This window comes from Collinsella sp. BG-O-102, from assembly GCF_023656745.1.
Taxonomy (GTDB): Bacteria; Actinomycetota; Coriobacteriia; order Coriobacteriales; family Coriobacteriaceae; genus Collinsella.
In genome coordinates this window covers 32,447-57,246 of the sequence record NZ_JAMOKO010000014.1, presented here as the reverse complement: position 1 = coordinate 57,246, position 24,800 = coordinate 32,447, and the positions used below count along the sequence as shown (strand labels likewise).

The window sequence follows — 24,800 nt, the reverse complement described above, 5'->3', positions numbered from 1 at the left end:
TCCACCGTTCCTTCAACTGGGAAAACGGCGCCCCCGGACCCCAGGAGGGGCCGCGGGGGCGTTCGGCTAACTGCGGGAATGGCCTATTTGCTCAATGTGTTCGGCTGAGATCGGAAATCAACCTTTGCCGATAGTCCCTCTTTTTTCAAAATGTCGCGCACCTCGTTCTTAGTAATCGGCTTTTCAAACAACGAAAGCAAAGCGAACGAAAAATCATTAACCGCACACATTCTATGGGTGGCACAACTCAGCAGTACTCTTAACCCCTCTTTTGAGCGTCCGACTTCTTTCACAAACGAACTTTTAACCAATTGAAAACCATTATCGTGCATTACATAATCGGCATCGATATTTGTATTCAGCAATCCATAATGCAACAGTTCTTCTATCGCCCTTGTCAGCTCGAGGTCGCCCTGATCAAGGATAAGAGAAATGCTACAATCGGCCTCCAATAAACGGGCCAACTTAAGGTATACCAACTGGGAAACAGCATAGACATGATGGTATTCAGAATTATAGAAGTAGGCAAATGGCTCAACGAGCACGACAGAGGTCTTGGAATCCAGCCAGATTCGATCAGCTGGATTTAGACTAGTTAGCCGTCGCTTTACTTTGGTCAAATGTCCCTTATACCTGACAGCGTGAATAGAATCTAGGATCCAGGTCACCTCTGAAATATGAAGCCGCTGGGGCAAGTCAATTGTGTCGCTACCGTTTATGACCTCTTGCATATAAAAATCAATATGATGCTCATCAGATAAGGATTTTGCTTCATTTAAAGTTAAACCAGTGCCTGAAACATAATCCACTTCGAGGCGCAAATCCTCATATTGGGACTTCGGCATTACAGAGACACCATACTTATCGGGATGATTCCAAACATCCGACCCCATAACGAGACCAAAATTCGTAAATCCTCTCGTGGAATATGGAACACCACATACCTGTTTTGAATAATTCAAAACATTCTCTGTATAAGCTAAGGTGTTCAGAGCCTCTTCTTTAGTTTCGGTCGGAAAGCCAATCATAAAGAATAGATGAACAGGAATACCCGCATTGAGACAATCATGGATATTGCGATCAATCCAATCAACTCTCGTGTTCTTCTTCATTAGATCAAGAACTCTTTGGTTGTATGACTCGAGGCCAAACTGAATCTGCCTACATCCACTTTGGTATATCTTGTTGAAAACGTCTGTACTTAGGGTTGGAGAGAACCTCGTTTCTCCATGCCAGAAAAACGTTTTTCCCGATGCGTTTATTTCATCCGCGAGTTGCTCCATTCTTTTGCCTTCGAATGTTTCATCCACAAAAGAGAAAACTCTCGTGCCGTATTTTTCATTTAACCGACACATTATTTCAAATACTCTCGATATAGGCATCTTTCGGTAACAACCACCGGTAGCACCGGGAATGGTGCAGAAGGCGCAATGATTAAAACACTGCCTAGAGGAATAAACCGGCAATATTAACTCAGGCATGAAGTATTTAGAAAGGGCGAAGCCATCGAAATCGGGAACTGTATCGTTGATAAATGTTTGCTCAATCCGATGGTTTTTATATATCTTTCCACCTTTAGCATGGCAAAGGTTTGGAACACAGTCGAGATTGTCATCACCAGAGTCAAGAGCCTCAAGAAGACGTGCAAGCGGCTCTTCGCCGTCATACATCATTATCGAATCAATGTATTCAAAAAAGGGATGCCATTCTTTCATGCAGTCATCTGCTAAACGAGTAATGTAATTGCCGCCCAATGAGACGTGTTTAACAGATGGACATTCTTCTTTAATCAGTTTCGCTAACGTAACTGCAGAAATCAATTGGAAACAGCCGCTCACCGAAATCCCAATAAACTCGATTTTTTCCCTCTGAATACGCTTAAGAAAGGCAGTTTCATAGAAGGAAATAAACGGATTATGCAAGGTATCCGCAAGCGATTTCATTATTTCTGGTGTCGAATAATAATCATAGGGCAGATCTATGGAGTTGAACGTGTATTTAACTCCATATGAGACGTGATTTATGATATAGAGTGCATTTCTAAAAATGTTTTCAGCATATTGTCTTTCTTTTAGATTAAAGTATCTCTTCGATCTGAAAATATCTTTTGCCTCGTCAACATTAAGTGCTGACTTTTGTATCAACTCGATTGTTAATTGAACATTCGAACTAAACGAATCCTTTGATTCCCGATACCTTTTACAGCACTCTTCGACATGTCTAAAAGATAGGAGGTCATCGTAAAATTCCACGTTTAAGTCAACAATGTCAACTTTGTATTGTTCAACCTCTTGAAGATATGACTTCAAAACAGGCAAGGCAAGATACGGCCCCACTGGACTCCATCCTGGGGGAAATACTAAAAGCGTTTTAGGCATATCAACGTCACATCTTTCGCAAATAATTCAATTGAAACACAACTACCATCATAATTGAAAATACACCAAGTCCTGTAACGAGAATTGAGAACATCGCGATGCTCGTGAACAGCGAAACAAGGAGTGTTGAAATAACAACAGCAACCGATTGCAAAGACTCCCTAATTGAAAACAGGCTCATCGATTCAGATCCGTCTCTCGCCAAATCCTGCAGCGATGTTATGAGAAGCACATCTTGAATGGCGTTTCCGGCACCGACGATAAAAAGGAAAATAAACGATATCCCAGACGCATAGCGATAGCCAAACGCCAGATACGCACCGAGCGCAAGATACGTCACAAAACAATATGATTTAACGCAATCGGAACCACTGATTAAACGACCGTATATTGTATTTCCGAACAACAGTCCGATTGTAAGACTACTCTGAAGGAATCCGTATTGTATCGATGACGAGTCAAATTGCAATTGCGCTATAGCTGGCAAAAGAGAATTCAGAGAGCCGAATGCCACGCCACTAGAAATATCGATTAATAGGAAACCAATTGCCAAGTGCTTCGCGTTAAGATCACTAAATGCAGTCCAGTTTTTTTCATTTTTGCTTATCCCCTCTTTATCATTAACCTCGATAACCGACGGAACATCTCGCAGCAACCAGAACGACGCGGCAAAAGAAAGCGCGTCTAATGCAAGAACAGCCTCCGCCCCAAATTGAGCGACAACAAAACCGCCGGCAACTGGCCCCAGAACCATCATCAAATTCTGCAGAAACCCAAACGAATTATTAATTACGTCGCGATTGATACTATTCGTATTGGCTCTTAACAACGAGTAAAAGCAGGGCATTTCAACCGTTCGGCAAAGCGATACCGCGCACGTAATAGCAAACATACTCCATTTACTATCAACAAAAATATAGCAAACGAATAATCCCGCGCGAATTAAGTCTGCCAATCTCATGGCCTGCAGTGTCCCGATACCCATCTTCTGAGGCAGCTGCGCGAGCGCAACTGAAAACAGAGCGGGGGCAAATCTGCAGCAGACCATCAAAGCAGTTGCAGAAACATCGTGAGTTACCTCGTAAATCAGCATTGGCAAAGCAATATTCGCACACCAATTGCCTATTTCGCTTATCCCTCTAGCAATATATAGGACCCGAACCGGACGGCTAGCTCTCAATACCGTGAACATCAGGATTAACCTCGTATTTCAGGCCTCGCTCATCCCTTAATAGGAATCCATAATCAACCAAGTACCGCCTCAACACGGCATAATCAGGATAGAGCTGTGACAGCACACGATTAACCTGAAGCTCCGTATAACTTGTATTTAATTCAAAGAAAGAGACGGCCCATAGCAGCATGATTCTTTTATAGCTTTCCTTTTTTGGAATTGAAACCAGCTCGCCATTCTTGAGAAATCGTTTTTTAAAGTCTATTAGCTCATCCATTCACATCCTCCATTTCATACGCATCTAATACTAAAAATGCATACGCTTTAGGTCATCGTATTCGGCTTCTTTATTCGAACTAAACTCGAACTAATCTAAATTATTTGCTCAAACACTCTTCGAAAGCTCGTTTTTCACTCTGAGTAAAATGCCCTTCCCAGTCAGTCCACGAACAGGAAGGCAACTCACAGCGAGCGGAGTCGAAGCCCTCTACCGTCGGTCGTTCAAAATGCACGATAACCTTTTCGATATCCCCATCTGTTATCAGGTCAGAATGAACGACCTCGGTACCGTCTTCGAATGTCATATACGGGTACATCACGTAAACCACCTCGCAATCGTTAATCCAGTTTAGCATCAAGCTATTGCACCAAAGACAGCAAGCCCCCTTGATGAGTTGATGGTATCTGTTAAATGTCACGTACGATTCACATCTGGTGGGTACCCTGATGGCTACACGAAACGAAGCAGATTTACACCGGGAGGACCCCGTATGACAACCAAGTACACCGACGCGCCGCGCACACGTGTCATGACGCCGGCATCGCTCAACAACGGCGTTCACGAAAACCATTCCATCGGCCAGACCATGGCCATCGCGCCCAAAAAGGGCCTGTTTGACGACATTTCCATTCCCCAGATCATCGCCGGCGCCGCAGCTGCCGCTACGAGCGTCGCGCTTGCCTCCAAGATCGGTATCGCCGGATCGGTGATCGGTGCCGCTGTGAGCTCGGTCATCACCGTTGTGTCCTCGCAGGTCTACCGCCACTTTATCTCTGCCAGCGCCGAAGCCATCAAAGGTACGCACGCCACCGTCGACTACCCCGCCGGCGCCTATGAACCCGTTGAATTAAATGCCGAGGAGCACTTAGGCGGCGCCGCGACTACCCAGGAGATGCGCCAGATTGCAGGGCGCGCGACCACGGCGCGCGTCGCCCCCGACAGCCTGCGCGCCAAGGCGGCGGCAGAGCGCAGCCAGACGCAAAAGAAGGTCATCATCTTCTCGATCGCCATCGCCATCGTCGCGGTCATCGCCTGCGCCGGCGCCATCCTTATCACCACCGCCGGTGACGGTCTGGGCGAGCGTCCCGAGCCGATTCTGTCGTCACGCACGACCGAGCACGACGCGGACAGCACTGGTCAATCGCAAAGCCAGCAGGACGACTCGCAGGGCACCTCCGCATCCACCGACTCGTCCTCGAACACCCCCGATCAGTCGCAGGGCGCCGATTCTTCTGTGAACAACAACGGTACGCAATCCGGCACAACCGACTCAAGCCAAACGACTGACGGCTCTCAACCGAGCACGGGCGACCAGACGAGCGACACCACGTCGGGAACGGGCTCAGCAGACAGCAGCAACACCAGCAACTCGAACAGCTCGAGTGGAACCGCGTCCGGCACGGCATCTGACAGCTCGAGCCAAGGCACGGCATCGGGCAACTAAGCACGTTTGCCCCTCATAGATAATCGACCTGTATAACGGGCGCGAACCGGCAACGGTCGCGCCCGTTTGCCTTGGGCGCCGAGGTAGCAAGCCCCGCGCGATGGTAAGATGCTTTGGTGTGTAAAGAGGAGATTTGCCATGAGCAAGACAATAGTTAAGCCCACGCTATCGCTGGGCAACCACATCTATCTGTATCGTCTGCTGCGTGATGCGATTGGGTGCGGCAAGCAAACGTTTATGACGCAGGTCGAGGAGGCGCTCGCTGCTGGTGACATGGCCGCTTATGACCTGGGCTTCGAGTCCACGCGCGAGCTGCTCGAGGAGCTCGACGACTGCATAAGGCTGACCGTCTTTAAGGGCGGTCGCCTGTATGCCACGCTCATCGCCAACGAGGCCTGGGATGCCGCCCTTGCCAAGGGCGAGGACAAGCCCAAGGCTGCCAAGGGTGCCAAGCAGTCCTACAAAAAGAAAAAGCGCGGCGAGAAGGACCTCAAGGCCGTGCGCCCCAAGCACGTTAAGCGCGCCGGGCCCGAGCCCGTGGCCGAAGTCGCTCCGGAGCCCGAGCCCGAGGCAGAGATCGAAGTCGCTATTGAGGTAACGGCAGAAGCCGACACCGAAATCACCGCCACGACCGATCCCGAAGTCATATCCGAGCAGGAAGCCACTGCGGAGCTCAACGAAGCTCCCAAGTCGACAACCGAAGAAGCCGCTGACCAGCCCGAAACGCCTGCGTTCCAAAACAGCGATGTCTTTGGCGACGAGACCGAGGACGATCAGCCCGACGAGCCCGACGATCAAGGCGCTACCGAGTCGGCGCCGGAGCCCGAGACGCCGCAGCCCGCCATCTCGCTCACGGTCGTCTATGACCCCGAGAACGCAAACGCCGGCATCACCACCATGGCATCCACGCCCATCGAGGCAAAGTCGAGCGTCGAGAACGAGAACGCGACGCAGGTTGAGGTTGAAACTGCAGCTGCAGACGCGCCCGTCACCGTGAAGCCCGCAGATTCCACGATCAAGCCGGAAGCGACGCTGGAGCCCGCACCCGTCATCGAATCCGTGCCCACCTCTACTTGCGACCGAATTCCCGCACCGGCACCGGCTTCGGTACCCGCAGCGGCCCCAACCCCCGCACCTGCAGCGCCCGCCATCCCCGAGGACTTCCCCGTCGATTTCGCAACCGAAGTCTTCTGCCCCGGCCCGCTTCTGCACCAGCTGTCGACCTATCTCCCCTACGGCGCCGACACGCTCGGCATCGTCGGCGAGTACTACTGGATTGCCCGCGAGCGCGGTACCATCGAGGCCGCGCGAAACCGCGCAAGCTTCCCCCTGCGCTACACGCAGGCCGGCGAGCGCCACGAAGTCACTGTGCGCATCCGCCACAACACCACCGGTGGCCTCGGTGCCGCCTGGGTCATCGACAAGGTCAACGCCCCGGCCGAGTGACAAAACGGCCCTGGATAGCCAATTTGACCATCCAGGGCCGTTTGAAATCAGACCTTTTGGCTGTCATCAGCACATATAGACACCAGAGAAGCAAGCTCCTCCTCAAGTTGCGGAGCAAAATACCTAAAAGAAACTTGTGCTCCAATCGGTATCGATTCAATCATATTCGCAGCATTATCTGAAACACGGTACGATGCAGTTTCACCTGTCTTCAAATCCTCTATTGAGCAGACAGCGTCTTCAGCATCAATCGACCTAAGCACGCCTTTTCCTTGTAACATCACATCGGCATGCCCGCCAGCTATTTCTAATGAACCTGAGTCTGTCGCAGTCACTTCTCCGGAACCTCCGCGCGATATCTCTTCCTTTGTTGAACAGCCCACCAATGAAGCCATCAGCACCAAAGACAGAGCTAGACGAATCGCCCTACTTCGAAAAAGTCGTTCCATAAGTCCACGCATAATAGCTCTGATCATACTTCAGGAAGGATAAAGATGAATTCCAGCCGTCCGCTATGCCAATCATCTGCCTTGTCTCTCCAGTTTTCTTACCAGTAAGTGTGGCGTAAGCCTCCGTTGTTACAGAATGGGCTGATCCGTTGTACAAACTCGCATGTATAACATTCGGTCTATTAGAGTTAATCTCATTTTGAATGCTCGCGATAGCCGGAGAGGAGACAGTGCGGGCGATAAGAGTACTTCCTCTGCTTGCGCAGTAATTTGTAAACCCCGTTGCACAGGTTGATATCGGCGTTCCACCCAAAACAACGCCGGGAACAGTCTGTTCTTCATCGGAAAGAGCATGGGTATTGGTGTAATTCCATATCTGCATATATTGCGAAGGGTCGCTATATAAATTGGCAATGCCATACAGTTCCGCAACGTTCGAAAAAGCTGTCACCATACAAGCATAGTAGGCGGTAAGCCTCTTAATCTCGCTTTCATCATATGACATAAACTGAGAAATGGAACGAAATCCAGATACTGTGTAATCCTGCATTTGAGTTGCGTAAATTACAACATCGTTCCAGCTTGAAGGTTTATTCGATAAAACGACAGGCCGTCCTTCTATGGAAACAGCCGGGATTGTTCTTCCGCAATTTGTTGTTATTGAACCGTCCAAAGATTGCACGCCGAATTCGAATGGATTGATCATTACGACTGGGTTATTGAAAGAATAAGACTCGACACCAAGATCTCCTCCCCGATCCATAGGGCTGACTAAGCCGTCTCCAAAACGATATCCCGTAAGTATTTCATCATCTGAAGCATCTAAAACCAAATAGCCCGCGGCTCTATTGGATGTCACAACCGGAACAATGTAACCAAGCGGGGACCCATCAACATCTACAAAAGGAATAGGGTCAGAAGGCGTATACGAATAGCCGAGGAGTCCCTTTATATATTTATCGGCAAGCTCTTGCGCAATTTCAGAAGTAAATTGTATCTGCTCACCATCAATATTGCCCGTCGAAGCAAAAACCTCTTTCGGACGTGCGGCTAAGGCGACAATTGAAGACGCGACAAGTTGCAGAAAACGACGACGCGAAAGCATATGTTCTTCTTTCTAGAGAAGCGACTTATAAGGTACTCCTATTCTATAATCTTTTTTGTAACGTTACAGCACTGGTTATATTTCAATTCGATTTGCTTATGTCCTTGCAACCCAATGCGTCTTTACGTTTTAAACGGAATTAGAAAATCACTCATAGCAAAAACGGGCTTTAATCCCAAAGAGATGACTTTGATTATGAATCAAACCAGCAGCCAGGGCATAGCTGCAGTGCAATTGCTACAAGAAAGGCCGCCCTTGGTGGCGGCCTTTCTACTTGCTACTAGTCGCGCGTCAGCTTGCGGTGAATACGATGCGGCTGGGCTGCGTCCTCGCCCAGGCGCTCGATACGGTTGGCCTGATAGGCCTCGAAGTTGCCCTCGAACCAATACCAGTTGCCCGGGTTCTCGTCGGTGCCCTCCCACGCCAGAATGTGCGTGGCGACGCGGTCCAAGAACATACGGTCGTGGCTAATGGCCACCGAGCAGCCCGGGAACTCGAGTAGCGCCGCTTCGAGCGAGGACAGCGTCTCGACATCGAGGTCGTTCGTGGGCTCGTCGAGGAGCAGCAGATTGCCGCCCTGCTTGAGCGTGAGCGCCAGGTTCAGACGGTTGCGCTCGCCACCGGAGAGTACACCAGCGCGCTTCTGCTGGTCCTGGCCCTTAAAGCCAAAGCTCGCCACATAAGCACGGCTCGGAACCTCGGTCTCGCCGACCATCATGTGGTCCAGGCCGTCCGAGACGACCTCCCACAGGTTCTTATCGGGGTCGATGCCGGAACGGTTCTGATCGACATAGGAGATCTTGACGGTCTCGCCCACCTCGAGCTCGCCCGAAGTCAGCGGCTCCAGGCCCACGATAGTCTTGAACAGCGTGGTCTTGCCCACACCGTTGGGGCCGATGACGCCCACGATGCCGTTGCGCGGCAGGGTGAACGAAAGGTCGTCAATGAGCACGCGGCCATCGAACTCCTTGTGCAGATGATGGGCCTCGAGCACCTTGTTGCCCAGACGCGGGCCCACGGGGATGCGGATGTCAGTCCAGTCGAGCTTCTGGCTTGCGCGCGCCTCAGCCTCCATCTCCTCGTAGCGGGCCAGACGGGCCTTGTTCTTGGCCTGACGGGCCTTGGGCGAGCTGCGCACCCACTCGAGCTCGGCCTCCATGCGCTTGGCGAGCTTGGCGTCGCGGTTGCCCTGTGCCTCGATACGGGCGGCCTTGGTCTCCAGATACGTGGAGTAGTTGCCCTTGTAGGGATAAAGGTGACCGCGGTCGACCTCGCAGATCCACTCGGCAACGTTATCCAGGAAGTAGCGATCGTGTGTGACGGCAAGCACCGCGCCCTGGTAGTTGTGCAGGAAGTGCTCGAGCCACAGGATCGACTCGGCGTCCAGGTGGTTCGTGGGCTCGTCGAGCAGCAGCAGGTCGGGAGCCTCGAGCAGCAGCTTGCACAGGGCCACGCGACGACGCTCGCCGCCGGAAAGCACGTTGACCGGCATGTCGGAATCGGGCAGCTGCAGCGCGTCCATGGCCTGGCCGAGCTTGGAATCGATATCCCAGCCGTCGGCGGCGTCGATCTCGTCCTGGAGCTTGCCCATCTCGGCCATGAGTGCGTCCATGTCGCAATCCGGGTCGCACATCTCCTCGCCGATCTTGTTGAAGCGATCGACCTTGGCGATCATGTCGCCAAACGCCATGCGCACGTTCTCGATGACGGTCTTGTCGTCGTCGAGCGGCGGCTCCTGCTGCAGGATGCCCACGGTGTAGCCGGGGGTGAGCCTGGCATCGCCATTGGAGACCTCCTCGATACCGGCCATGATCTTGAGCAGGGTCGACTTACCCATGCCGTTGGGGCCCACGACGCCGATCTTGGCACCGGGGTAGAAGCTCAGGGTCACGTCGTCAAGGATTACCTTGTCGCCATGGGCCTTGCGAGCCTGATACATGCTATAGATAAACTCCGCCACAGTCATTTCTCCTTATCTAGCTGCGGAACGTCATCTGACCTGTCCTTCTGGAAAAGGCAGAGAAATAGGTCCGCGCGTTCTAATAAAAAGGGGCATGGTTGCCCACACCCCTAATACTACCTGGGAAAAGTCCCCCGGAACATACTATGAACTGCGTACGCTAGTTTTCCGCAACCTTAGCGAACGGCTCGCTGCGATTTACGCCACAGCAGATACGAGTAGACGTAGACGGCTCCGACCGAACCAAACCCCAGAACCGCAATCACCGCGGCGACGACTTCATTCGAAAGCACCGCACCTGCCACGCCCATCACAATCAGGCCAACACCCAGCACCATAAAGCAGGCACCGCCAAAGCGCTGCGTACGGCGCCAGTTCTCGGAATCGGCAAGTGCCCAGGGCGTCTTGATACCGAGCGTATAGTTCTGCTTCACACGCGGCAAGTAGTTGCCTACGCCGATGAACAGCAAACCGACAACACCGGAAATCAGCACGTTAACCGAACCGACCGCCGGCACCACGCCCCAGACCGTAAGCTCTCCCAGCCAGCTTATGGCGCACATGAACAAGGTGAAGGCGATTACGAAGCCCTGATAGAACTTGCCCGAGGTTCGATATGCCTCACCTTTGGGATCGATGCGCGGCACCACGCAGAACATTGCGAGAAGCGCCAGCGGCAACGCGCCGAGCGCCGATGCCATCCAGCTAGGACCCCAACCGTCGACGGCGCCGCTCGCTCCCCAGTGCGTGGGAATCTGCGCAGGCAAGCTCGGCATCACCATGAGGTGCGCTACGACATTGGCGACGCACAGAGCGATCAGCGCAATCCACACACGCCGCGATACCCCCGTGGCGTGAATACCCTTGTTTTCGTTATTCATCCTTATCACCTTCCGTGTTTGTAAAGCCCATAAACCAACCGATCAAGTCCTGCATGACGGTGGTGTTTAAGCTGTATACGATGTTTTGGCCATGGCGCTCGTCGGTCACCAACCCGGCGTTTTTGAGCGTCGCCAAGTGATGGCTCAATGACGGCTTGCTAATGTCAAAATGCCCGGCAAGCTCCCCGGCCGTACAATTGCCCTCGCGCAGCAGTTCCAAAATGCGCCGCCGCGTAGGATCGGCCAGCGCTTTAAAACCCTCTCCCGGCATAGGACCTCCTCTCAGTATTTCGCTCGACGCGCACACTATACTCGATATTTAGATGTTTGTCTAACTATCTAATACAGGAACATCTATAGAACATTCGTTCGTATTTAGCTACAATAGAAGTTGAAGCAGATGGGCCAGCTCCCTCTACCCGAGAAGGAGATGGACTATGAGTATTGACGATGTCCTGACGTTGTTGTTGCTTGTAATCGCGGCTGTGGAGCTCGGCATCCACATTGGAGGTCGAATGAAATAGCCGCCCCCGCGTAATGCGAAGACGGCCACTTCTCACGCTACAAACGTGTTTGGGAGTTGGCCAACCCGCTGCAACGGGTGCCATCTGCTTCATCTTATGCGAATCACTGCCTCATTTCAACAAGCCCCAAGGGCTCAAATGGAATCGCGATAATACCTATAATGGCGATAGCTAAAACACGATTCGCTTCCCCATCGGAGGATGTCTATGACCGAAAACGCTACTGCTCTCGTCGAGACGCGCGATACCAAGCTCGAAATCATCATGGGCCGCGAGGCACTCGACAAGCTCGCCGATGCTACGGTACTGGTGCTCGGCTGCGGAGGCGTGGGCTCCAACTGCTGCGAGGCACTCGCCCGCGGCGGCATCGGACATTTCGTCATTCTGGATAAGGACATCATCGCGCCCAGCAATATCAATCGCCAGGCCATCGCCTTTCACAGCACCGTCGGCAAGCGCAAGGTTGACGTGATGGAGGCCATGATCCACGATATCAATCCTGCCGCCACCGTCATCAAGCGAACTGAATACCTGTTGAGCGATAACATCGATGAGTTCTTTGCGAGCGTTTTGGAGCAGACGGACGGCAAGCTCGACTACGTCGTCGACGCCATCGACACCATCTCGGCCAAGCTCACCATTGCCAAATATGCTCAGGACCACGACATCCGTTTGGTTAGCTCCATGGGCGGGGCCAACAAGCTCCATCCCGAGTGCCTCCGCTTTGCCGACATCTTCGATACGGTACGTGACCCCATGAGCCGCATCATGCGCAAAGAATGCAAGAAGCGCGGAATCAAGAGCCTGCATGTACTGTTTAGCTGCGAGGAATCGGTTAAGACACAGCCCCGCGACCCTTCCAACATCCACGAGCGTACCGAACTCGGAACCGCCAGCTTTATGCCGCCCATCATGGGTCAGATGATTGCCGGCGAGGTTATCCGCCAGATCAGTGGGCGCGGCACCGAGCGCGTGCGCGCCGATGGCCAGCGCCTGGACTAGCAGGATGCCCTGCGATGGAACCGCGATTCTTTGACACGCATTGTCACCTTGATTTGACGCTCAGCCCCGATGCTGCAGCCAGTGAGTCGGCGGCGTTGGGTCTGGGGCTCTTTGACTGCGGGGTCGACCCACGCGACTTTTCGGCCGCAAACGAGCGCGCTCATCGCCATCCGGGCATCATCGCCGGCATTGGGCTCCACCCCTGGTGGCTCGCCGACGGCCGCTGCGGTCCTGCCGAAGTCAATCTGCTTTGCGAAGTTGCTGCCCAAGAGCGCTACATCGGCGAGGTGGGACTCGACTTTTCCGCGCGCTTCGCCGGAAGCGAACTGCTTCAAATACAGGCATTTGACCGGCTCTGCGATGCGCTCGTGCAGCATCCTCTTACCGGGCGCGTGATATCAATTCACGCCGTTCGTTCGGCAGGAACCGTGCTGGACGCCCTCGAATCGCACGGACTACTCATCCCAAACCCCGACTCCCCCGCTATCATCTTCCACTGGTTTAGCGGCACTTCGGACGAACTCGACCGCGCGCGTAATGCGGGTTGCTATTTTTCCGTCAACGAACGCATGCTCGCGTCTAAACGAGGACGCGAATACGCACGACAGATTCCACTCGATCGTTTACTGCTCGAGACCGATGCACCGGCGGAGGCAAACACAGAAACAAGCGCGCAGTCGCTCATCAGATCGCTCACATGGACCTCAGAACGCATCGCCTCACTCAAAAACTGTGACGCAAAGCATATTGAGTCAGCGGTTTTAGCAAATGCACGCTCTGTTTTTGGCCTTCGCTAACCCCTGTGTGCAAAAAATGCCAAATATGAGTACTGTTGCAAATCTAGTCACATTATTTACGGCAAAATAACATCTTGATAATGCACAACTGTTCATTATCAAGGTGCTTAAAATCATTTTTAGCAGGTTTTAATCGCTCGCAGACACCCAGCTAGGCTCTCAAAAGCTTGATTTCGCTGTTACTAAATTAGTGACAGTACTCATATTTGGCATTTTTTGCCCACGGGGTCCCGGGGAGGCGACAATTCGACTCACCGGGACTGCTCACCTATTCGGAAATTGGCGCTCCATGGCCCCAGGAGCCTTCCATACCGCATACGGTCGAAGCAAACCCCGCCGCAAAGTCGAGTGCGCGCTCGACGGCCTCGGCACCATCCTCGCCACGCTTGGCGGAATCGAGATAGCACATCAGAAACGAAGTCAGGAACGAGTCACCCGCACCCATGGTGTCCTTCATATCTGTCACTGGCTTGGCATGCTGCCGATAGTAACGCTCGCCGTCATAGGCAATGCAGCCCTCAGCGCCAGCCGTTGCGGACACAAAACATGGGCCCAGGCCCTTCACCCAGGCAAGGCGCTCGCGAATCTCGTCCTCGCTCGCGGCGTCTGCCGCGCTAAAGAACGCAAAGTCAACGTAGGGAGCAATCTGCTCGTAGTACTCGTCGGTCGAATCATCCGAGAAGTCAAACGAAACGGTAATACCCGCTGCCTTCAGCTTAGGCAGCTCGCGCTCGGTAAAGCAATAGTTACCCGAATGAACCACATCAAACTGTTTCATATACGCCAGATCAAAACGATCGAGCACATAGCGCGCATCACCACGGATGCCACCATCGTTAGACCCCAGAAATACACGATCACCATCAACCACAGTAACGCGCGCCGCACCGTTCTCGCCGATGAGCTGCTTGCATTTGGCTAGTTCAACGTCCTCATCCTCAAGACTCGCAATCACATGCTCGGCAGCAGCGTCATTACCAAAGATGCCCATATACGCGGAGCGCGCGGCACCGCACTTCTTGGCATACACGGCAAAGTTCACCGCATTGCCACCCGGATACATAGTGTGAATATGCTCGTAACGGTCGACGACGTTGTCGCCAAACCCCAGTGCGCTCACGTTAAAAGCCATGACGCCACCTCTCTCTTATGCCAACGGTACTACCGTTGTAACAGCAGTACCGCCCAGGATCTACGCGAGTTCCAGCAGCTCCGGCAGCTGGTCGATAATCTTGTCCGCGGCATCTTGGCTAAATCCAAAGCGCTCCTCGCGCTTGGCAATGACTGTCAGGCCGGCTCGCTTGCCGGCAGTGATGCCAGGCACCGAATCCTCAACGCAGCAGCAGCGATTCGCGGGCAGCCCCAGGAGATCCAGCGCATGCAGGTAGATGTCGGGCTCGGGCTTGCTCTCCTTAAACTGCTCGCCGCTCACCACATACTCAAAGGCATCCGACAGCCCGCACGCATTGAGCACTTCCTCGATGCTAACCATGGGAGACGAGCTGGCAAGCGCCACGCGAACGCCACGGCGCGGCAGCTCTCGAATCGTATCCACGGCGCCTGGGTTAATCAAAGCCTGATAGTCGCGCGGACGCTTATGCGCCCACTCGTCCCAACGGGCCAACGCTTCCTCACCAGTAAAATGCCCCTTACCGGCGCGCTCAAACCAATCGACCAGCATATGCAGGAAGAACTGATGCGAAGTACCGACCTGCCCGTTCAATTCCTCTTGAGTCAGGTTCAACCCAAGCTCCTTGGCAAAAGCTGCGGTCTCGCCCAGGTAGTAATACTCGGTATCGACAATCACGCCGTCCATGTCAAAGATAACGGCGTCGAACGGAAATGCGGACACGGCACCCTCCCTAACAAAAGGGCGCCTGTAAGCAGGCGCCCGAACCATGCATTATCGGCGATTCTAACCCAGCAGCTTATCCAGCGCCACCGCAATGCCGTCTTCGTTGTTATTGGCGGTCACCATCTGGGCCACGGCCTTAACCTCATCGACCGCGTTGCCCATGGCAACACCGGTGCCGGCCCACTCAATCATGGACTTGTCGTTCTGGCCGTCGCCAAACGATACGACCTCGCTGGCATCGATGCCGAGCTTGGGCAGGGCACCCTCGAGCGCACGGGCCTTGTCGATACCGGGCGCCGTAAACTCGAAGTACCAGTCGGCCGTAAACATACCCGAAAGCGTCTGAGTAAAGGGCGCGTACATCTCCTCGTGATGCGCTTGCAGATAGGCCGGGTCGCCCGCAGTGAGTAGCTTGTCCACAGGATAAGCGTCAGCGACCTCATGCAGGCTCTCCACCTCGCGAATCTTAAGATCGCACGCGTCGCGCTCATACTTGACGATATTCTTCTGCGAGCCGTCAGGCAGCGTTATCATGCAATGATACGAGTCCTCGACATGCAGATCGCGACCGAGCGAAATCATAGGGATCACGTCAAAATTACGCAGGTGATCAATCAGGCGATGCAATTCGTCGGCAGGCATAGCTTGATCGAACAGCACCTCGTCGGTCTGGGCATCGACGACGTGAGCGCCGTTAAAGGCCACCAGCAGACCGTCATGGTTTTGAAGGTCGAGCTCCTGTGCCAACGCGTGCAGCCCCCATGCGGGACGGCCCGAAGCCAAAATGAGCTTAATGCCCGACTCCTGCGCCGCGAGCAGCTTCTCGCGCGTACGCGGGCTAATCACTTTCTGATCGTTGGTGAGCGTACCGTCGATATCCATCGCGATGGCTTTGATTGCCATATATGCCTCCATGTCATTGAACAACCTTGTCTGAGCCATCATACAGAACACCCACCGCGACTCCGTTTGCAACGGGCAAAAAGTCATATATTGTCTCAAACATGGACGGGACGCCATCTCGGGGCTCAGTCGTTCCAGCCCAAACGCCGAGCCACCACATGCAAAGCTAACGACGCTAAACGCGGCCGCCCCACCGACCTCATTTCATCCCGGAGAAATAAATTTCAAAATTAGTTCTTGTCAAATCAGCAAAACGAACGTACTTTAAAGATGACCGCTCCGGTGGTCATCGTTTGATCGAGCATATTCAGTTTCAGTTTTCAGCGTGTAAGAGAAAGAAGATCGGCAAAGTACAACCCCAAACGCAATGACAACTTAATGAGGTAACTGCCACATGTGAGGCACCCAGGGCATTGCTGTCTCGATTTTGAGCACGATGCCTTCCGCCTTGCATGGGCCGTTCCATCCCGCCCCTGCAGCAACTGCCTCACGGGCTCATTGAAAACCGCATAGCACCCCAACGTCAGCACATCACCCACGGCAAGCACATCACTCACGACAACCAACACATCAACAAACAGCACGAACATCAACCGATTGGAGAAGCTATGACAAACCGCCACGCTGAAGACGGCGATAAGAAAAGCATTCTGGATGCCCGCATTGAGCGAGCATATGCAAACGAATATGACGCCGCCTTTGCCGCCGCGACCATCAAGAACTACGCGTCGCTACCGCTCGCGACGATCTTGGCCGACCACCCTCAACTGCTGAAGCGCTGCACAAAGATCATGGGCGACCCCGACATTCGCAAGCTGACAGACCCCTATGCCCCAAAACGCGACAACGATTCGTACGTTCTTACCGTAGGCTGCCTAGCCCATATGCTTACGGCGCTCGACACGAAACTCAAGCTCGAATGGGAACCCGACGAGCGTCATGAACTCGAAAGCAAGCGGAACACCCTGCGCACCGCACTGTTCATTCCGTTGGACGGCCTCAAGCGCTGCAACGTCGAGCTCAATACACAGGCGCGGCAAAAGCCCGGGACCACGGGACAGAAAACTCCAAGACCCCATGCGGCCATCGTCGACCGCAACCGATATAACCGCATGACCGCGCACTTTTCCGCCGAGGGAGCAGCCATAAGGACGCTGATCGATCTGCTGTGCCTCCTGAGCATCAACGAGCTATTTGAGGGCTATCTCGCCCTTGTTCCCGCGACGGCACCCAAGTCGGTAGCAAAGATCATCGAGACCTGCAGACGCCAGTTTGAGCGCCATCGCAATGGCAGCGAGATGAACGCCAGCATCGCGCAGTACTACGCGGCTCATTACAAAAATGACGGATGTGCCCCTGTCGAGCATCAGCTGCGGCTCGCCTACACCACGCCCGCCGCAACGCTCCATCGCTTTGGAGCCCTTGGCGCTTGCGAGCCGCACGAACAGGCAGCCTGCCCCACAACCGAGCTCGATCTCAGGCTCGGACGAACCCTGTAGCCCACCAGCCTCTGCGCGGGCTATAACCCTATTCCACAACACAACCAACAGAAAGGAGTCCCCATGGACACCAATCATTCCCCCATCATCAGCCCCCTCACCATGCGTGAATCCGCCCGAGGTATCACGCTCACCAGCATTTACGATGAGATGCTCGCCCGTCGCGAGCTCTCCGTCATGGGAAACATCGAAACCCCGATGGCCCACGACCTATGCCAGCAGATCCGCCTGCTCGATGCCACCGACCCCAGCCGCCCCATCACCATATTTGTCGCCAGCGCCGGCGGAAGCGTGCGATCGGGTCTTGCGATCTATGACGCCATGCGCCTCGCATCGTGCCCCATCCGCACCGTCTGCCTGGAATTCGCCGCGTCCATGGGCGCCGTGATTTTTATGGGCGGCGACGATCGCCGTATGGCGCCCCATGCAGAGCTCATGATTCACGACCCGCTGATCCCCCAGGGGGCAGGCGGCTCGGCACTTGCGCTGCAGGAAACCAGCCGGCGTCTCATGCAGACCCGCAAGACCCTCACGCAAATCCTCTCGGACCGCAGCGGCCTCACGCCCAAGCGCATCCAGTCCCTCACTGCAAAAGACACCTACCTTTCGGCCGAGCGCGCCGTCGAGCTCGGCTTTGCCCACGAAATCCTCTCGACCACCAAGGAGGTCGCCCATGTCTAACCTCGCCAGCCGCCTCGCCGCATCTGAGTCCGCATTGTCCACCATCCTCGCCAAGGATCGAACGCTTTCCTGCGACACCCGCCAAACGGGACTCAACAACAATGCACTTGTGATCGGCCCCTCGGGAGCCGGCAAGACCCGAAACGTCCTCAAGCCCAACCTACTGCAAATGAACGCAAGCTACATCGTGCTCGACACCAAAGGCACGCTCTGTCGCGAAGTGGGACCCGTGCTGGCAGCCCACGGTTACCGCGTGCAATGTCTCAACTTCGCCGACCTCAACACCGTCCCGGCCCTTGCGCCCGGCATCGAGCGCTGCGGCTACAACCCCCTGAGGCACATTCGCCGCAAGGCGGACGGCAGGCCCAACCAGCAGGACATCCTCTCGGTGGCAAAGGCCATCTGCCCCATCGAGGACAACAACCAGCCTTTTTGGGATCATGCGGCGGCAAACCTGCTGTCGTGTCTTATCGCCTACGTCACCGAACAGCTACCCGCCGACGAGCAGACGATCAGCTCGGTCATCAAGCTGATCGAGCACCTGCAGGACGGTGCCACGGGTCGATTGTTTGACGACCTGATCACGACCGACCCCCAAAGCTATGCCCTCTCGCTATGGCGGCGCTACGCCATTACGCAAAATGCCGAGCGCATGCACGCGAGCATCGTCGGCATCCTTGCCGAAAAGGTCATGTGTCTGGGATTCGACGGTGCGGCACAGCTCTATCGTGAGTGCCATCAGGTGGACTTCGCTTCCATGGGACACACCCCCTGCGCCCTGTTTGTAACCGTGAGCGATATTGACCGCAATCTCGATCCGCTGACCGGCCTCTTTATTTCGCAGGCGTTTATGGGCCTCATTCGTGAGGCCGATAGGCAGCCCGACGGCAGCCTGCCCGTGCCCGTGCGCTTTATGCTCGATGACTTCGCAAATCTGCAGATCCCCCAGATCGACAACGTGCTCTCGATTATCCGAAGCCGCAACATCTGGGCAACGCTGCTATTGCAGTCGACCAATCAGCTCGATGCGCTCTATGGCGAGGCACGCGCACGCTCCATCATGGGCAACTGCGACACGCATCTGGTGCTGGCGTTCCAGGATCCCGAGAGCGCCCGGGTGTTTTCCGACCGCGCCGACGCACTGCCCAGCACGCTCATGGCGACGCCGATCGATCGCTCGTGGCTCTTTGTGCGCGGCCACACTCCCGAACAGGTCGAGCGCTTTAGGCTCGAAGACCATCCGCTCTACGGGGAGCTGCCCGAGGCGCAGCGAGGCCATGCGGAGACCGAGATCTAGGCGCAGGGTTCTCGCAGCGCGCGGCGCCCCGGCGATGTTTCACAAAGGCCGTGCGCCCCGGGACCACGGCAAAGCAAAGGGGCCCGCATCCGATAGGATACGGGCCCCTGACTATAAGGCGCGATGCGTTAACAGCAGCGACTACTTGCGGTGAGCGCGGTAGAACTCGATGAGCGCCTGGGTCGAAGCGTCCTGCTCGGCCTTGGCAGCGTCGTCGTGGAAGGCCGGAGTAATCTGCTTGGCAAGCTGCTTGCCCAGCTCAACGCCCCACTGGTCATAGGAGTCGATGCCCCAGACCGTGCCCTCGACAAACGTGATGTGCTCGTACAGGGCGATGAGCTCGCCGAGTGCAAATGGGGTCAGTGTGTCGCCGAAGATCGAGGTCGTCGGACGGTTGCCCTCAAAGCAGCGGGCCGGGACGATCTGCTCGGGCGTACCCTCGGCACGAACCTCGTCGGCTGTCTTGCCAAAGGCGAGTGCCTTGGTCTGGGCAAGGAAGTTGCCCAGGAACAGCTCGTGCACGTCCTGACCGCTATCGGTCGCAGGGTTGGCGGTATTGGCGAAGGCGATGAAGTCGGCCGGAACCACCACAGTGCCCTGGTGCAGCAGCTGGTAGAAGGCATGCTGGCCGTTGGTGCCGGGCTCGCCCCAGAAGATCTCGCCGGTATCGGAGGTCACAGCGCTGCCGTCCCAGCGGACGTGCTTGCCGTTGGACTCCATGGTGAGCTGCTGCAGGTAGGCCGGGAAGCGGTGCAGATACTGGCAGTACGGAAGCACGGCGTGGCTCTTGGAGCCGAAGAAGTTGACGTACCAGACGTTGAGCAGGCCCATCAGCGCGACGGCGTTGCTCTCGAGCGGCGTGTTGCAGAAGTACTCGTCGATGGCATGGAAGCCCTCGAGGAACTGCTGGAAGCGCTCGGGGCCGAGCACGACGATCAGCGACAGGCCCACGGCGGAGTCGACAGAATAGCGGCCGCCAACCCAGTTCCAGAAGCCGAAGGCGTTGGCGGGGTCGATACCGAAGGCCTCAACCTTCTCGAGTGCGGTGGAAACGGCGACGAAGTGCTTTGCCACAGCCTCGGCGTTCTGCTCCTCGGAGCCGTCGATGGCACCCTGAGCCTTGAGCTGCTCGAGCATCCAGGTCTTGACCTCGCGAGCGTTGGTGAGGGTCTCGAGCGTGGTGAAGGTCTTGGAGACGATAATCACGAGCGTGGTCTCGGGATCGAGGCCCTTGAGCTTCTCTGCCTGATCGTTGGGGTCGATGTTGGAGATATAGCGGCAGTCGATACCGGCGTCGGCGTAGGGACGCAGAGCCTCGTAGGCCATGACCGGGCCCAGATCGGAGCCACCGATGCCGATGGACACCAGGTGCTCGATCCTCTTGCCGGTTACGCCCTTCCACTCACCGGAGCGAACGCGCTCGGCGAAGGCATACATGCGGTCGAGGACCTCGTGCACGTCGGCGACGACATCCTGGCCGTCAACGATGAGCTGGCCCTTCTCGCTTGCCGGACGGCGAAGCGCGGTGTGCAGAACAGCGCGGTCCTCGGTGGTGTTGATGTGCTCGCCGGAGAACATGGCGTCGCGGCGCTCCTCGAGCTTCACCTCGCGGGCAAGATCGCACAGCAGCTTGACGGTCTCATCGGTCACCAGGTTCTTGGACAGGTCAAAGTGCAGGTCACCAGCGTCAAAGCTCAGCTTGTTCACACGCTCGGGATCGGCAGCGAACCAGGCCTTGAGGTCGATGCCCTCGGCCTCGAGCTTCTCCTGATGGGCCTCGAGCGCCTTCCAAGCGGCGGTCGACGTAACGTCGATAGGTGCGGCAACAGTTGCCATAGAGTCCTCCTCAGCATACGGGCGCACGCCTCCATGCGCCCGGACATTCAGATGCCACTATTCTAGCGCAGGTCAATACTATAATCAGCGAGCGTTGCCAATCGGCCCCCAAACGGCAACCGACCAAAAAGGGACAGGCTTATTTTGGCAGGTCAAACGCTTTACCAACCAAAAATAACCCGTCCTTTTATGGCAAATATTAGGCCGCGGCGCAGACGCTACCGAGCAACTCACGCAGAGGAGACCCGATACCCTCCAGCAGTTCGGGCGCGATAATGGCAAAAACGGGAACCTCACCGGTGCCCACGACAGCAGGCACCTTGCCCTCCGAGAGAATGCATCCATAAGGGACAAAACCGTCTTCGCCGGCATCGAGCGCCGCCATGCGACGCGCGAGCTCGCGCGCGAAGCCAGCAGTATCGGCATCGCCAATCGCCAGGACAAAGTCCACGCCCTCATCGGTTGCCAGGGCTACGGCCTCATCGACCAAATCGTCTCCCCCGTCGCCCCCGGCCGAACCGCAACGAAAGAGTACGCGTTCGAGCAGGGCACGATCGAGCGAGCCCAGCGCCGCCGAAACGAGCTCATCGCGCGTGTGCTTGTCGCCTCCCAGCACGACCAGTGCCTTGGTGCCGCCATAGTGGGCAACCAATCGCCCGCACCAGCGAGCCACATCCCCATCCGCAACCAAGCGCGTCGGCATACCAAACCCATAGTTGACCATTATCCCCACAACCCTTCCGTGCTTTATGGTGGTATCGATCGTTAGGCTCATGCTACGAAGCGAGCTTTTCCGAGCTGTTTCGCGCTCTTTAGGGCTGCGTTAAAACCCCGATGAAGCCGCACGACCATACTTGCCAAAAAGGGACAGATTTTGACGGTGTCCGTGCAAGCGGGTATTATCGAACAGGTATTCGATAAGAACATGTGTTTGATGGGAGGGCTCGGATGGCGGGCGGGCAGCACACCTACATCTGCATCGACCTCAAGACGTTTTATGCCAGCGTCGAATGCGTCGACCGTGGGCTCAATCCGCTCACCACCAACCTGGTCGTTGCCGACGAATCGCGCGGACGCACGACCATCTGCCTCGCCATCACGCAGGCCATGAAGGACTTAGGGATTCACAATCGCTGCCGCCTATTTGAGATTCCCGATAGCATCGACTACATCAAGGCCGTACCGCGCATGCAGCACTACATGGAGGTGTCGGCGCAGATCTACGGTATCTACCTGGAATACGTCAGTCCGCAAGACGTTCACGTCTACTCAATTGACGAGTGCTTTATCGACGTGACACCCTATCTGGACCTTTATCACACCGATGCGGAAGGGCTCGCCTGCATGTTGCGCGACGAGGTCCTGGCGCGCACCGGCATCACGGCGACGGTCGGCATCGGCCCCAACCTATTCCAGGCCAAGGTTGCACTCGATATCACCGCCAAGCACGTACCCAGCCGCATCGGCATACTCGACGACGAGACCTTTCGCAAGGAAATCTGGCCCCATCGTCCCATCACCGATATCTGGGGCATCGGCCCCGGCGTGGCAGCACGACTCGAAAAATACGGCGTCTACGATCTGATGGGCGTCGCGGCGCTCGACGAAAACCTGCTTTACGACGAGCTCGGCGTCAATGCCGAGTATCTCATCGACCACGCCTTCGGACGCGAGCCGACAACCATCGCCGATATCCAAGCCTATCGCCCGCAAGCAACTTCGACCACTACAGGACAGGTGCTCTCGAAGGGTTATGCCTACGAGCAGGCCTACACCGTCTTGCGCGAGATGGTCGACAACGCCGTGTTGGACTTGGTCGATAAGCACGTGGTCTGCGACAGTATCTCGCTCTTTGTGGGCTACGCGAGCGAGCGCGCTGACATACGCAGGCTTGATGCCAGCGGTACTGCACAATATGTGGACGGATGCGGACACCTGCGCTCGAGTACGTCGAGCATCGAACCCACCGCAACCGCCGGCCCCGAGCTCGCGCCCCGTGCTCCCAAGCCCGTCCAGCGCGATGACGAACGGCGCCGCCTGGTGCGCGAAGCGCAGGCAATCGATGGCATCTTTGTGGGAGAGCATGGCGGCAAACCGCGTGGTGGCTATGCCGCGCTCTTTGCGCACTCCAACGCCTCGCGCAAGCTGCCCGAGCGCACCAATTCGTTTAAGAAGATCATGGGCTATTTCGATGACCTTTGGGCGCAAACGGTCGACCCTAAACGACCGGTCAAGCGAATCAACCTGGGCTTTGGCAACCTCATGCCCGAGGAATTTGCCACTATCGATCTGTTTAGCGATGTCGAGGCCGATGAGCGCGAGCGCGACCTGGCGCGCGCCGTCCTGGCTGTGAAAGGCAAGTACGGCAAGAACGCGCTCGTCAAGGGATTAAGCTTTACCGCCGGCGCCACCGCGCGCGAACGCAACGACCAAGTTGGAGGACACCGTGCCTAAACCCAAACAACAGCCCGTGCGCCCGCCGACCGCCTTCGAGCGCCTGGCGGACCCCGAGGGCAGACGCCGCGCCGCCGACCCCAACCTCACAGCCAACGGTGCCGTGCGCGCCAACCGCGCCGCACAGTTTATGCCCTTTGCCGCCCTCACGGGATACTACGAACTCGTGCGCAAGCAGGAAATCACCGTCGAGCCAAAACGTGAGCTCACGGAAGAAAAAGCCCTCGTGCTTTCTAAAAAGCTCGAGGGTCTCAAACGTGGCGACTTGGTTCGTGTCACCTATTACGATACATACGGCTATCGCAGCCGCACCGGCATCCTCGACGAGGCGCTCCCCGCCTTCAAGCTCCTCAAGCTCAAAGACATCGCCATCGACTTCGACGACATCCAAGACATCGAACTGCGCGGACGAGCCTAGCCAAGGAAGCGCATCCAGGGCGGCGCTTACAGCGTCATGACGTAGTAGCCCGCGTCTTTCACGGCCGTCTCGAGAACACCACGATCAACCGGCTGTTTAGAGCGCACACGTGCCGTGTGATCCGCATACGTCACCGTTGCCCACACGCCGTCCAGCGCATTGAGGGCATTGGCCACGTTCTGAGCGCAGCCGTCACAGCTCATGCCGCCGATGAGCAGCTCATCGCTATAGGGATAGTGCGATGCATCGGTATCCACCACAACAACCTTTTTGGCCTTCTTGCCGCTCGCACCATCGCTGCAGCAACTCTTCCCGTGTGTCGAAGCGGCAATGCGACGCAGTCCAAAAAACATGCCGACGGCAATGACGGCCAGCACGATGAGATTCGCAGGGTTGAGCAAGTCACTCATGCGTTCC

At 55.7% G+C, this 24,800-nt stretch carries 23 protein-coding genes; 9 read left to right on the top strand and 14 right to left on the bottom strand.

Going from position 1 to position 24,800, the window contains the following annotated elements:
- Positions 1–83 precede the first annotated feature (83 nt).
- From NBH09_RS07910 to NBH09_RS07900, 3 genes are read right to left on the bottom strand one after another with little or no spacing between them, the layout of a single operon-like run.
- A complete protein-coding gene (locus tag NBH09_RS07910) occupies positions 84–2,378 on the bottom strand; it encodes a B12-binding domain-containing radical SAM protein (protein ID WP_250787635.1) in 2,295 nt (764 codons plus the stop codon).
- A gap of 7 nt (positions 2,379–2,385) precedes the next feature.
- A complete protein-coding gene (locus tag NBH09_RS07905) occupies positions 2,386–3,570 on the bottom strand; it encodes an MFS transporter (protein WP_215673814.1) in 1,185 nt (394 codons plus the stop codon).
- Complete coding sequence (locus NBH09_RS07900; RefSeq protein ID WP_196022588.1) at positions 3,548–3,829, bottom strand: DUF2087 domain-containing protein; 282 nt, start codon at positions 3,827–3,829, stop codon at positions 3,548–3,550. The genes NBH09_RS07905 and NBH09_RS07900 overlap by 23 nt, the downstream gene beginning before the upstream one ends.
- A gap of 493 nt (positions 3,830–4,322) precedes the next feature.
- Here NBH09_RS07900 and NBH09_RS07895 point away from each other — a divergent pair, with 493 nt between their 5' ends.
- Both NBH09_RS07895 and NBH09_RS07890 read left to right on the top strand, forming a co-directional pair.
- Positions 4,323–5,276, top strand: coding sequence for a hypothetical protein (locus tag NBH09_RS07895; RefSeq protein ID WP_250787634.1), 954 nt, complete (start codon positions 4,323–4,325; stop codon positions 5,274–5,276).
- 138 nt (positions 5,277–5,414) lie between these two features.
- The gene (locus NBH09_RS07890; protein WP_250787633.1) at positions 5,415–6,722 is read left to right on the top strand and encodes a hypothetical protein; all 1,308 of its coding nucleotides are present in this window, start codon (positions 5,415–5,417) and stop codon (positions 6,720–6,722) included.
- Positions 6,723–6,769: 47 nt separating this feature from the next.
- Here the strand turns inward: NBH09_RS07890 and NBH09_RS07885 are convergent, their stop codons facing one another.
- From NBH09_RS07885 to NBH09_RS07865, 5 genes are all read right to left on the bottom strand, one after another.
- Complete coding sequence (locus tag NBH09_RS07885; RefSeq protein ID WP_250787632.1) at positions 6,770–7,117, bottom strand: hypothetical protein; 348 nt, start codon at positions 7,115–7,117, stop codon at positions 6,770–6,772.
- A gap of 31 nt (positions 7,118–7,148) precedes the next feature.
- Positions 7,149–8,276, bottom strand: a complete 1,128-nt coding sequence (locus tag NBH09_RS07880) for a hypothetical protein (RefSeq protein WP_250787631.1) — start codon at positions 8,274–8,276, stop codon at positions 7,149–7,151.
- Between the two features lie 280 nt (positions 8,277–8,556).
- Positions 8,557–10,236, bottom strand: coding sequence for an energy-dependent translational throttle protein EttA (ettA, locus tag NBH09_RS07875; RefSeq protein WP_350446090.1), 1,680 nt, complete (start codon positions 10,234–10,236; stop codon positions 8,557–8,559).
- Between the two features lie 176 nt (positions 10,237–10,412).
- Positions 10,413–11,117, bottom strand: coding sequence for an SdpI family protein (locus NBH09_RS07870; protein ID WP_250787629.1), 705 nt, complete (start codon positions 11,115–11,117; stop codon positions 10,413–10,415).
- Positions 11,110–11,388: an autorepressor SdpR family transcription factor gene (locus NBH09_RS07865; protein ID WP_250787628.1), complete on the bottom strand. Its 279-nt coding sequence runs from the start codon at positions 11,386–11,388 to the stop codon at positions 11,110–11,112. The genes NBH09_RS07870 and NBH09_RS07865 overlap by 8 nt, the downstream gene beginning before the upstream one ends.
- A 460-nt stretch (positions 11,389–11,848) precedes the next feature.
- On the opposite strand from NBH09_RS07865, the gene NBH09_RS07860 reads away from it, so the two are divergent.
- Both NBH09_RS07860 and NBH09_RS07855 read left to right on the top strand, forming a co-directional pair.
- Positions 11,849–12,643 carry a tRNA threonylcarbamoyladenosine dehydratase gene (locus NBH09_RS07860; RefSeq protein WP_250787627.1) on the top strand — a complete coding sequence of 265 codons (795 nt, stop codon included), beginning with the start codon at positions 11,849–11,851 and terminating at the stop codon, positions 12,641–12,643.
- 14 nt (positions 12,644–12,657) lie between these two features.
- On the top strand, positions 12,658–13,440 hold the full coding sequence (locus NBH09_RS07855; protein ID WP_250787626.1) for a TatD family hydrolase: 783 nt from the start codon (positions 12,658–12,660) through the stop codon (positions 13,438–13,440).
- A 268-nt stretch (positions 13,441–13,708) separates the two neighbouring features.
- Here the strand turns inward: NBH09_RS07855 and NBH09_RS07850 are convergent, their stop codons facing one another.
- From NBH09_RS07850 to NBH09_RS07840, 3 genes are all read right to left on the bottom strand, one after another.
- A complete protein-coding gene (locus NBH09_RS07850) occupies positions 13,709–14,572 on the bottom strand; it encodes a PfkB family carbohydrate kinase (RefSeq protein ID WP_250787625.1) in 864 nt (287 codons plus the stop codon).
- 60 nt (positions 14,573–14,632) lie between these two features.
- Positions 14,633–15,292 carry an HAD family hydrolase gene (locus tag NBH09_RS07845; RefSeq protein WP_230317444.1) on the bottom strand — a complete coding sequence of 220 codons (660 nt, stop codon included), beginning with the start codon at positions 15,290–15,292 and terminating at the stop codon, positions 14,633–14,635.
- A 63-nt stretch (positions 15,293–15,355) separates the two neighbouring features.
- Positions 15,356–16,198 carry a Cof-type HAD-IIB family hydrolase gene (locus NBH09_RS07840; RefSeq protein ID WP_250787623.1) on the bottom strand — a complete coding sequence of 281 codons (843 nt, stop codon included), beginning with the start codon at positions 16,196–16,198 and terminating at the stop codon, positions 15,356–15,358.
- Between the two features lie 608 nt (positions 16,199–16,806).
- On the opposite strand from NBH09_RS07840, the gene NBH09_RS07835 reads away from it, so the two are divergent.
- The 3 genes from NBH09_RS07835 (at position 16,807) to NBH09_RS07825 (ending at position 19,675) form a co-directional block, all read left to right on the top strand.
- Complete coding sequence (locus NBH09_RS07835; protein WP_250787622.1) at positions 16,807–17,697, top strand: hypothetical protein; 891 nt, start codon at positions 16,807–16,809, stop codon at positions 17,695–17,697.
- Positions 17,698–17,760: 63 nt separating this feature from the next.
- Positions 17,761–18,378, top strand: coding sequence for an ATP-dependent Clp protease proteolytic subunit (locus NBH09_RS07830; RefSeq protein ID WP_022094432.1), 618 nt, complete (start codon positions 17,761–17,763; stop codon positions 18,376–18,378).
- A complete protein-coding gene (locus NBH09_RS07825; RefSeq protein ID WP_250787621.1) occupies positions 18,371–19,675 on the top strand; it encodes a VirD4-like conjugal transfer protein, CD1115 family in 1,305 nt (434 codons plus the stop codon). Before NBH09_RS07830 ends, NBH09_RS07825 begins: the two co-directional genes overlap by 8 nt.
- Before the next feature lie 141 nt (positions 19,676–19,816).
- Here the strand turns inward: NBH09_RS07825 and pgi are convergent, their stop codons facing one another.
- Together pgi and NBH09_RS07815 are read right to left on the bottom strand one after the other, a co-directional pair.
- A complete protein-coding gene (gene pgi / locus NBH09_RS07820) occupies positions 19,817–21,511 on the bottom strand; it encodes a glucose-6-phosphate isomerase (protein WP_250787620.1) in 1,695 nt (564 codons plus the stop codon).
- A 199-nt stretch (positions 21,512–21,710) separates the two neighbouring features.
- A complete protein-coding gene (locus tag NBH09_RS07815; RefSeq protein ID WP_250787619.1) occupies positions 21,711–22,235 on the bottom strand; it encodes an iron-containing alcohol dehydrogenase in 525 nt (174 codons plus the stop codon).
- A gap of 224 nt (positions 22,236–22,459) precedes the next feature.
- On the opposite strand from NBH09_RS07815, the gene NBH09_RS07810 reads away from it, so the two are divergent.
- A complete protein-coding gene (locus tag NBH09_RS07810; RefSeq protein ID WP_250787618.1) occupies positions 22,460–23,965 on the top strand; it encodes a Y-family DNA polymerase in 1,506 nt (501 codons plus the stop codon).
- Positions 23,958–24,383 carry a hypothetical protein gene (locus NBH09_RS07805; RefSeq protein WP_250787617.1) on the top strand — a complete coding sequence of 142 codons (426 nt, stop codon included), beginning with the start codon at positions 23,958–23,960 and terminating at the stop codon, positions 24,381–24,383. Before NBH09_RS07810 ends, NBH09_RS07805 begins: the two co-directional genes overlap by 8 nt.
- Before the next feature lie 26 nt (positions 24,384–24,409).
- On the opposite strand, the gene NBH09_RS07800 is transcribed toward NBH09_RS07805, so the two are convergent.
- Positions 24,410–24,793 carry a heavy-metal-associated domain-containing protein gene (locus NBH09_RS07800; protein WP_117766094.1) on the bottom strand — a complete coding sequence of 128 codons (384 nt, stop codon included), beginning with the start codon at positions 24,791–24,793 and terminating at the stop codon, positions 24,410–24,412.
- Positions 24,794–24,800 lie beyond the last annotated feature (7 nt).

Excerpts from the sequence above, each read along its gene's own strand:
- NBH09_RS07895 (WP_250787634.1), top strand. The coding sequence starts at position 4,323 with ATGACAACCAAGTACACCGACGCGCCGCGCACACGTGTCATGACGCCG.
- NBH09_RS07910 (WP_250787635.1), bottom strand. The coding sequence starts at position 2,378 with ATGCCTAAAACGCTTTTAGTATTTCCCCCAGGATGGAGTCCAGTGGGG.
- NBH09_RS07850 (WP_250787625.1), bottom strand. The coding sequence starts at position 14,572 with ATGGCTTTTAACGTGAGCGCACTGGGGTTTGGCGACAACGTCGTCGAC.
- NBH09_RS07885 (WP_250787632.1), bottom strand. The coding sequence starts at position 7,117 with ATGGCTTCATTGGTGGGCTGTTCAACAAAGGAAGAGATATCGCGCGGA.
- NBH09_RS07825 (WP_250787621.1), top strand. The coding sequence starts at position 18,371 with ATGTCTAACCTCGCCAGCCGCCTCGCCGCATCTGAGTCCGCATTGTCC.
- NBH09_RS07815 (WP_250787619.1), bottom strand. The coding sequence starts at position 22,235 with ATGGTCAACTATGGGTTTGGTATGCCGACGCGCTTGGTTGCGGATGGG.
- NBH09_RS07800 (WP_117766094.1), bottom strand. The coding sequence starts at position 24,793 with ATGAGTGACTTGCTCAACCCTGCGAATCTCATCGTGCTGGCCGTCATT.
- NBH09_RS07855 (WP_250787626.1), top strand. The coding sequence starts at position 12,658 with ATGGAACCGCGATTCTTTGACACGCATTGTCACCTTGATTTGACGCTC.
- NBH09_RS07835 (WP_250787622.1), top strand. The coding sequence starts at position 16,807 with ATGACAAACCGCCACGCTGAAGACGGCGATAAGAAAAGCATTCTGGAT.
- NBH09_RS07810 (WP_250787618.1), top strand. The coding sequence starts at position 22,460 with ATGGCGGGCGGGCAGCACACCTACATCTGCATCGACCTCAAGACGTTT.
- NBH09_RS07890 (WP_250787633.1), top strand. The coding sequence starts at position 5,415 with ATGAGCAAGACAATAGTTAAGCCCACGCTATCGCTGGGCAACCACATC.
- NBH09_RS07870 (WP_250787629.1), bottom strand. The coding sequence starts at position 11,117 with ATGAATAACGAAAACAAGGGTATTCACGCCACGGGGGTATCGCGGCGT.
- NBH09_RS07840 (WP_250787623.1), bottom strand. The coding sequence starts at position 16,198 with ATGGCAATCAAAGCCATCGCGATGGATATCGACGGTACGCTCACCAAC.
- NBH09_RS07860 (WP_250787627.1), top strand. The coding sequence starts at position 11,849 with ATGACCGAAAACGCTACTGCTCTCGTCGAGACGCGCGATACCAAGCTC.
- NBH09_RS07830 (WP_022094432.1), top strand. The coding sequence starts at position 17,761 with ATGGACACCAATCATTCCCCCATCATCAGCCCCCTCACCATGCGTGAA.
- NBH09_RS07900 (WP_196022588.1), bottom strand. The coding sequence starts at position 3,829 with ATGGATGAGCTAATAGACTTTAAAAAACGATTTCTCAAGAATGGCGAG.
- NBH09_RS07865 (WP_250787628.1), bottom strand. The coding sequence starts at position 11,388 with ATGCCGGGAGAGGGTTTTAAAGCGCTGGCCGATCCTACGCGGCGGCGC.
- NBH09_RS07880 (WP_250787631.1), bottom strand. The coding sequence starts at position 8,276 with ATGCTTTCGCGTCGTCGTTTTCTGCAACTTGTCGCGTCTTCAATTGTC.
- NBH09_RS07905 (WP_215673814.1), bottom strand. The coding sequence starts at position 3,570 with ATGTTCACGGTATTGAGAGCTAGCCGTCCGGTTCGGGTCCTATATATT.
- pgi (WP_250787620.1), bottom strand. The coding sequence starts at position 21,511 with ATGGCAACTGTTGCCGCACCTATCGACGTTACGTCGACCGCCGCTTGG.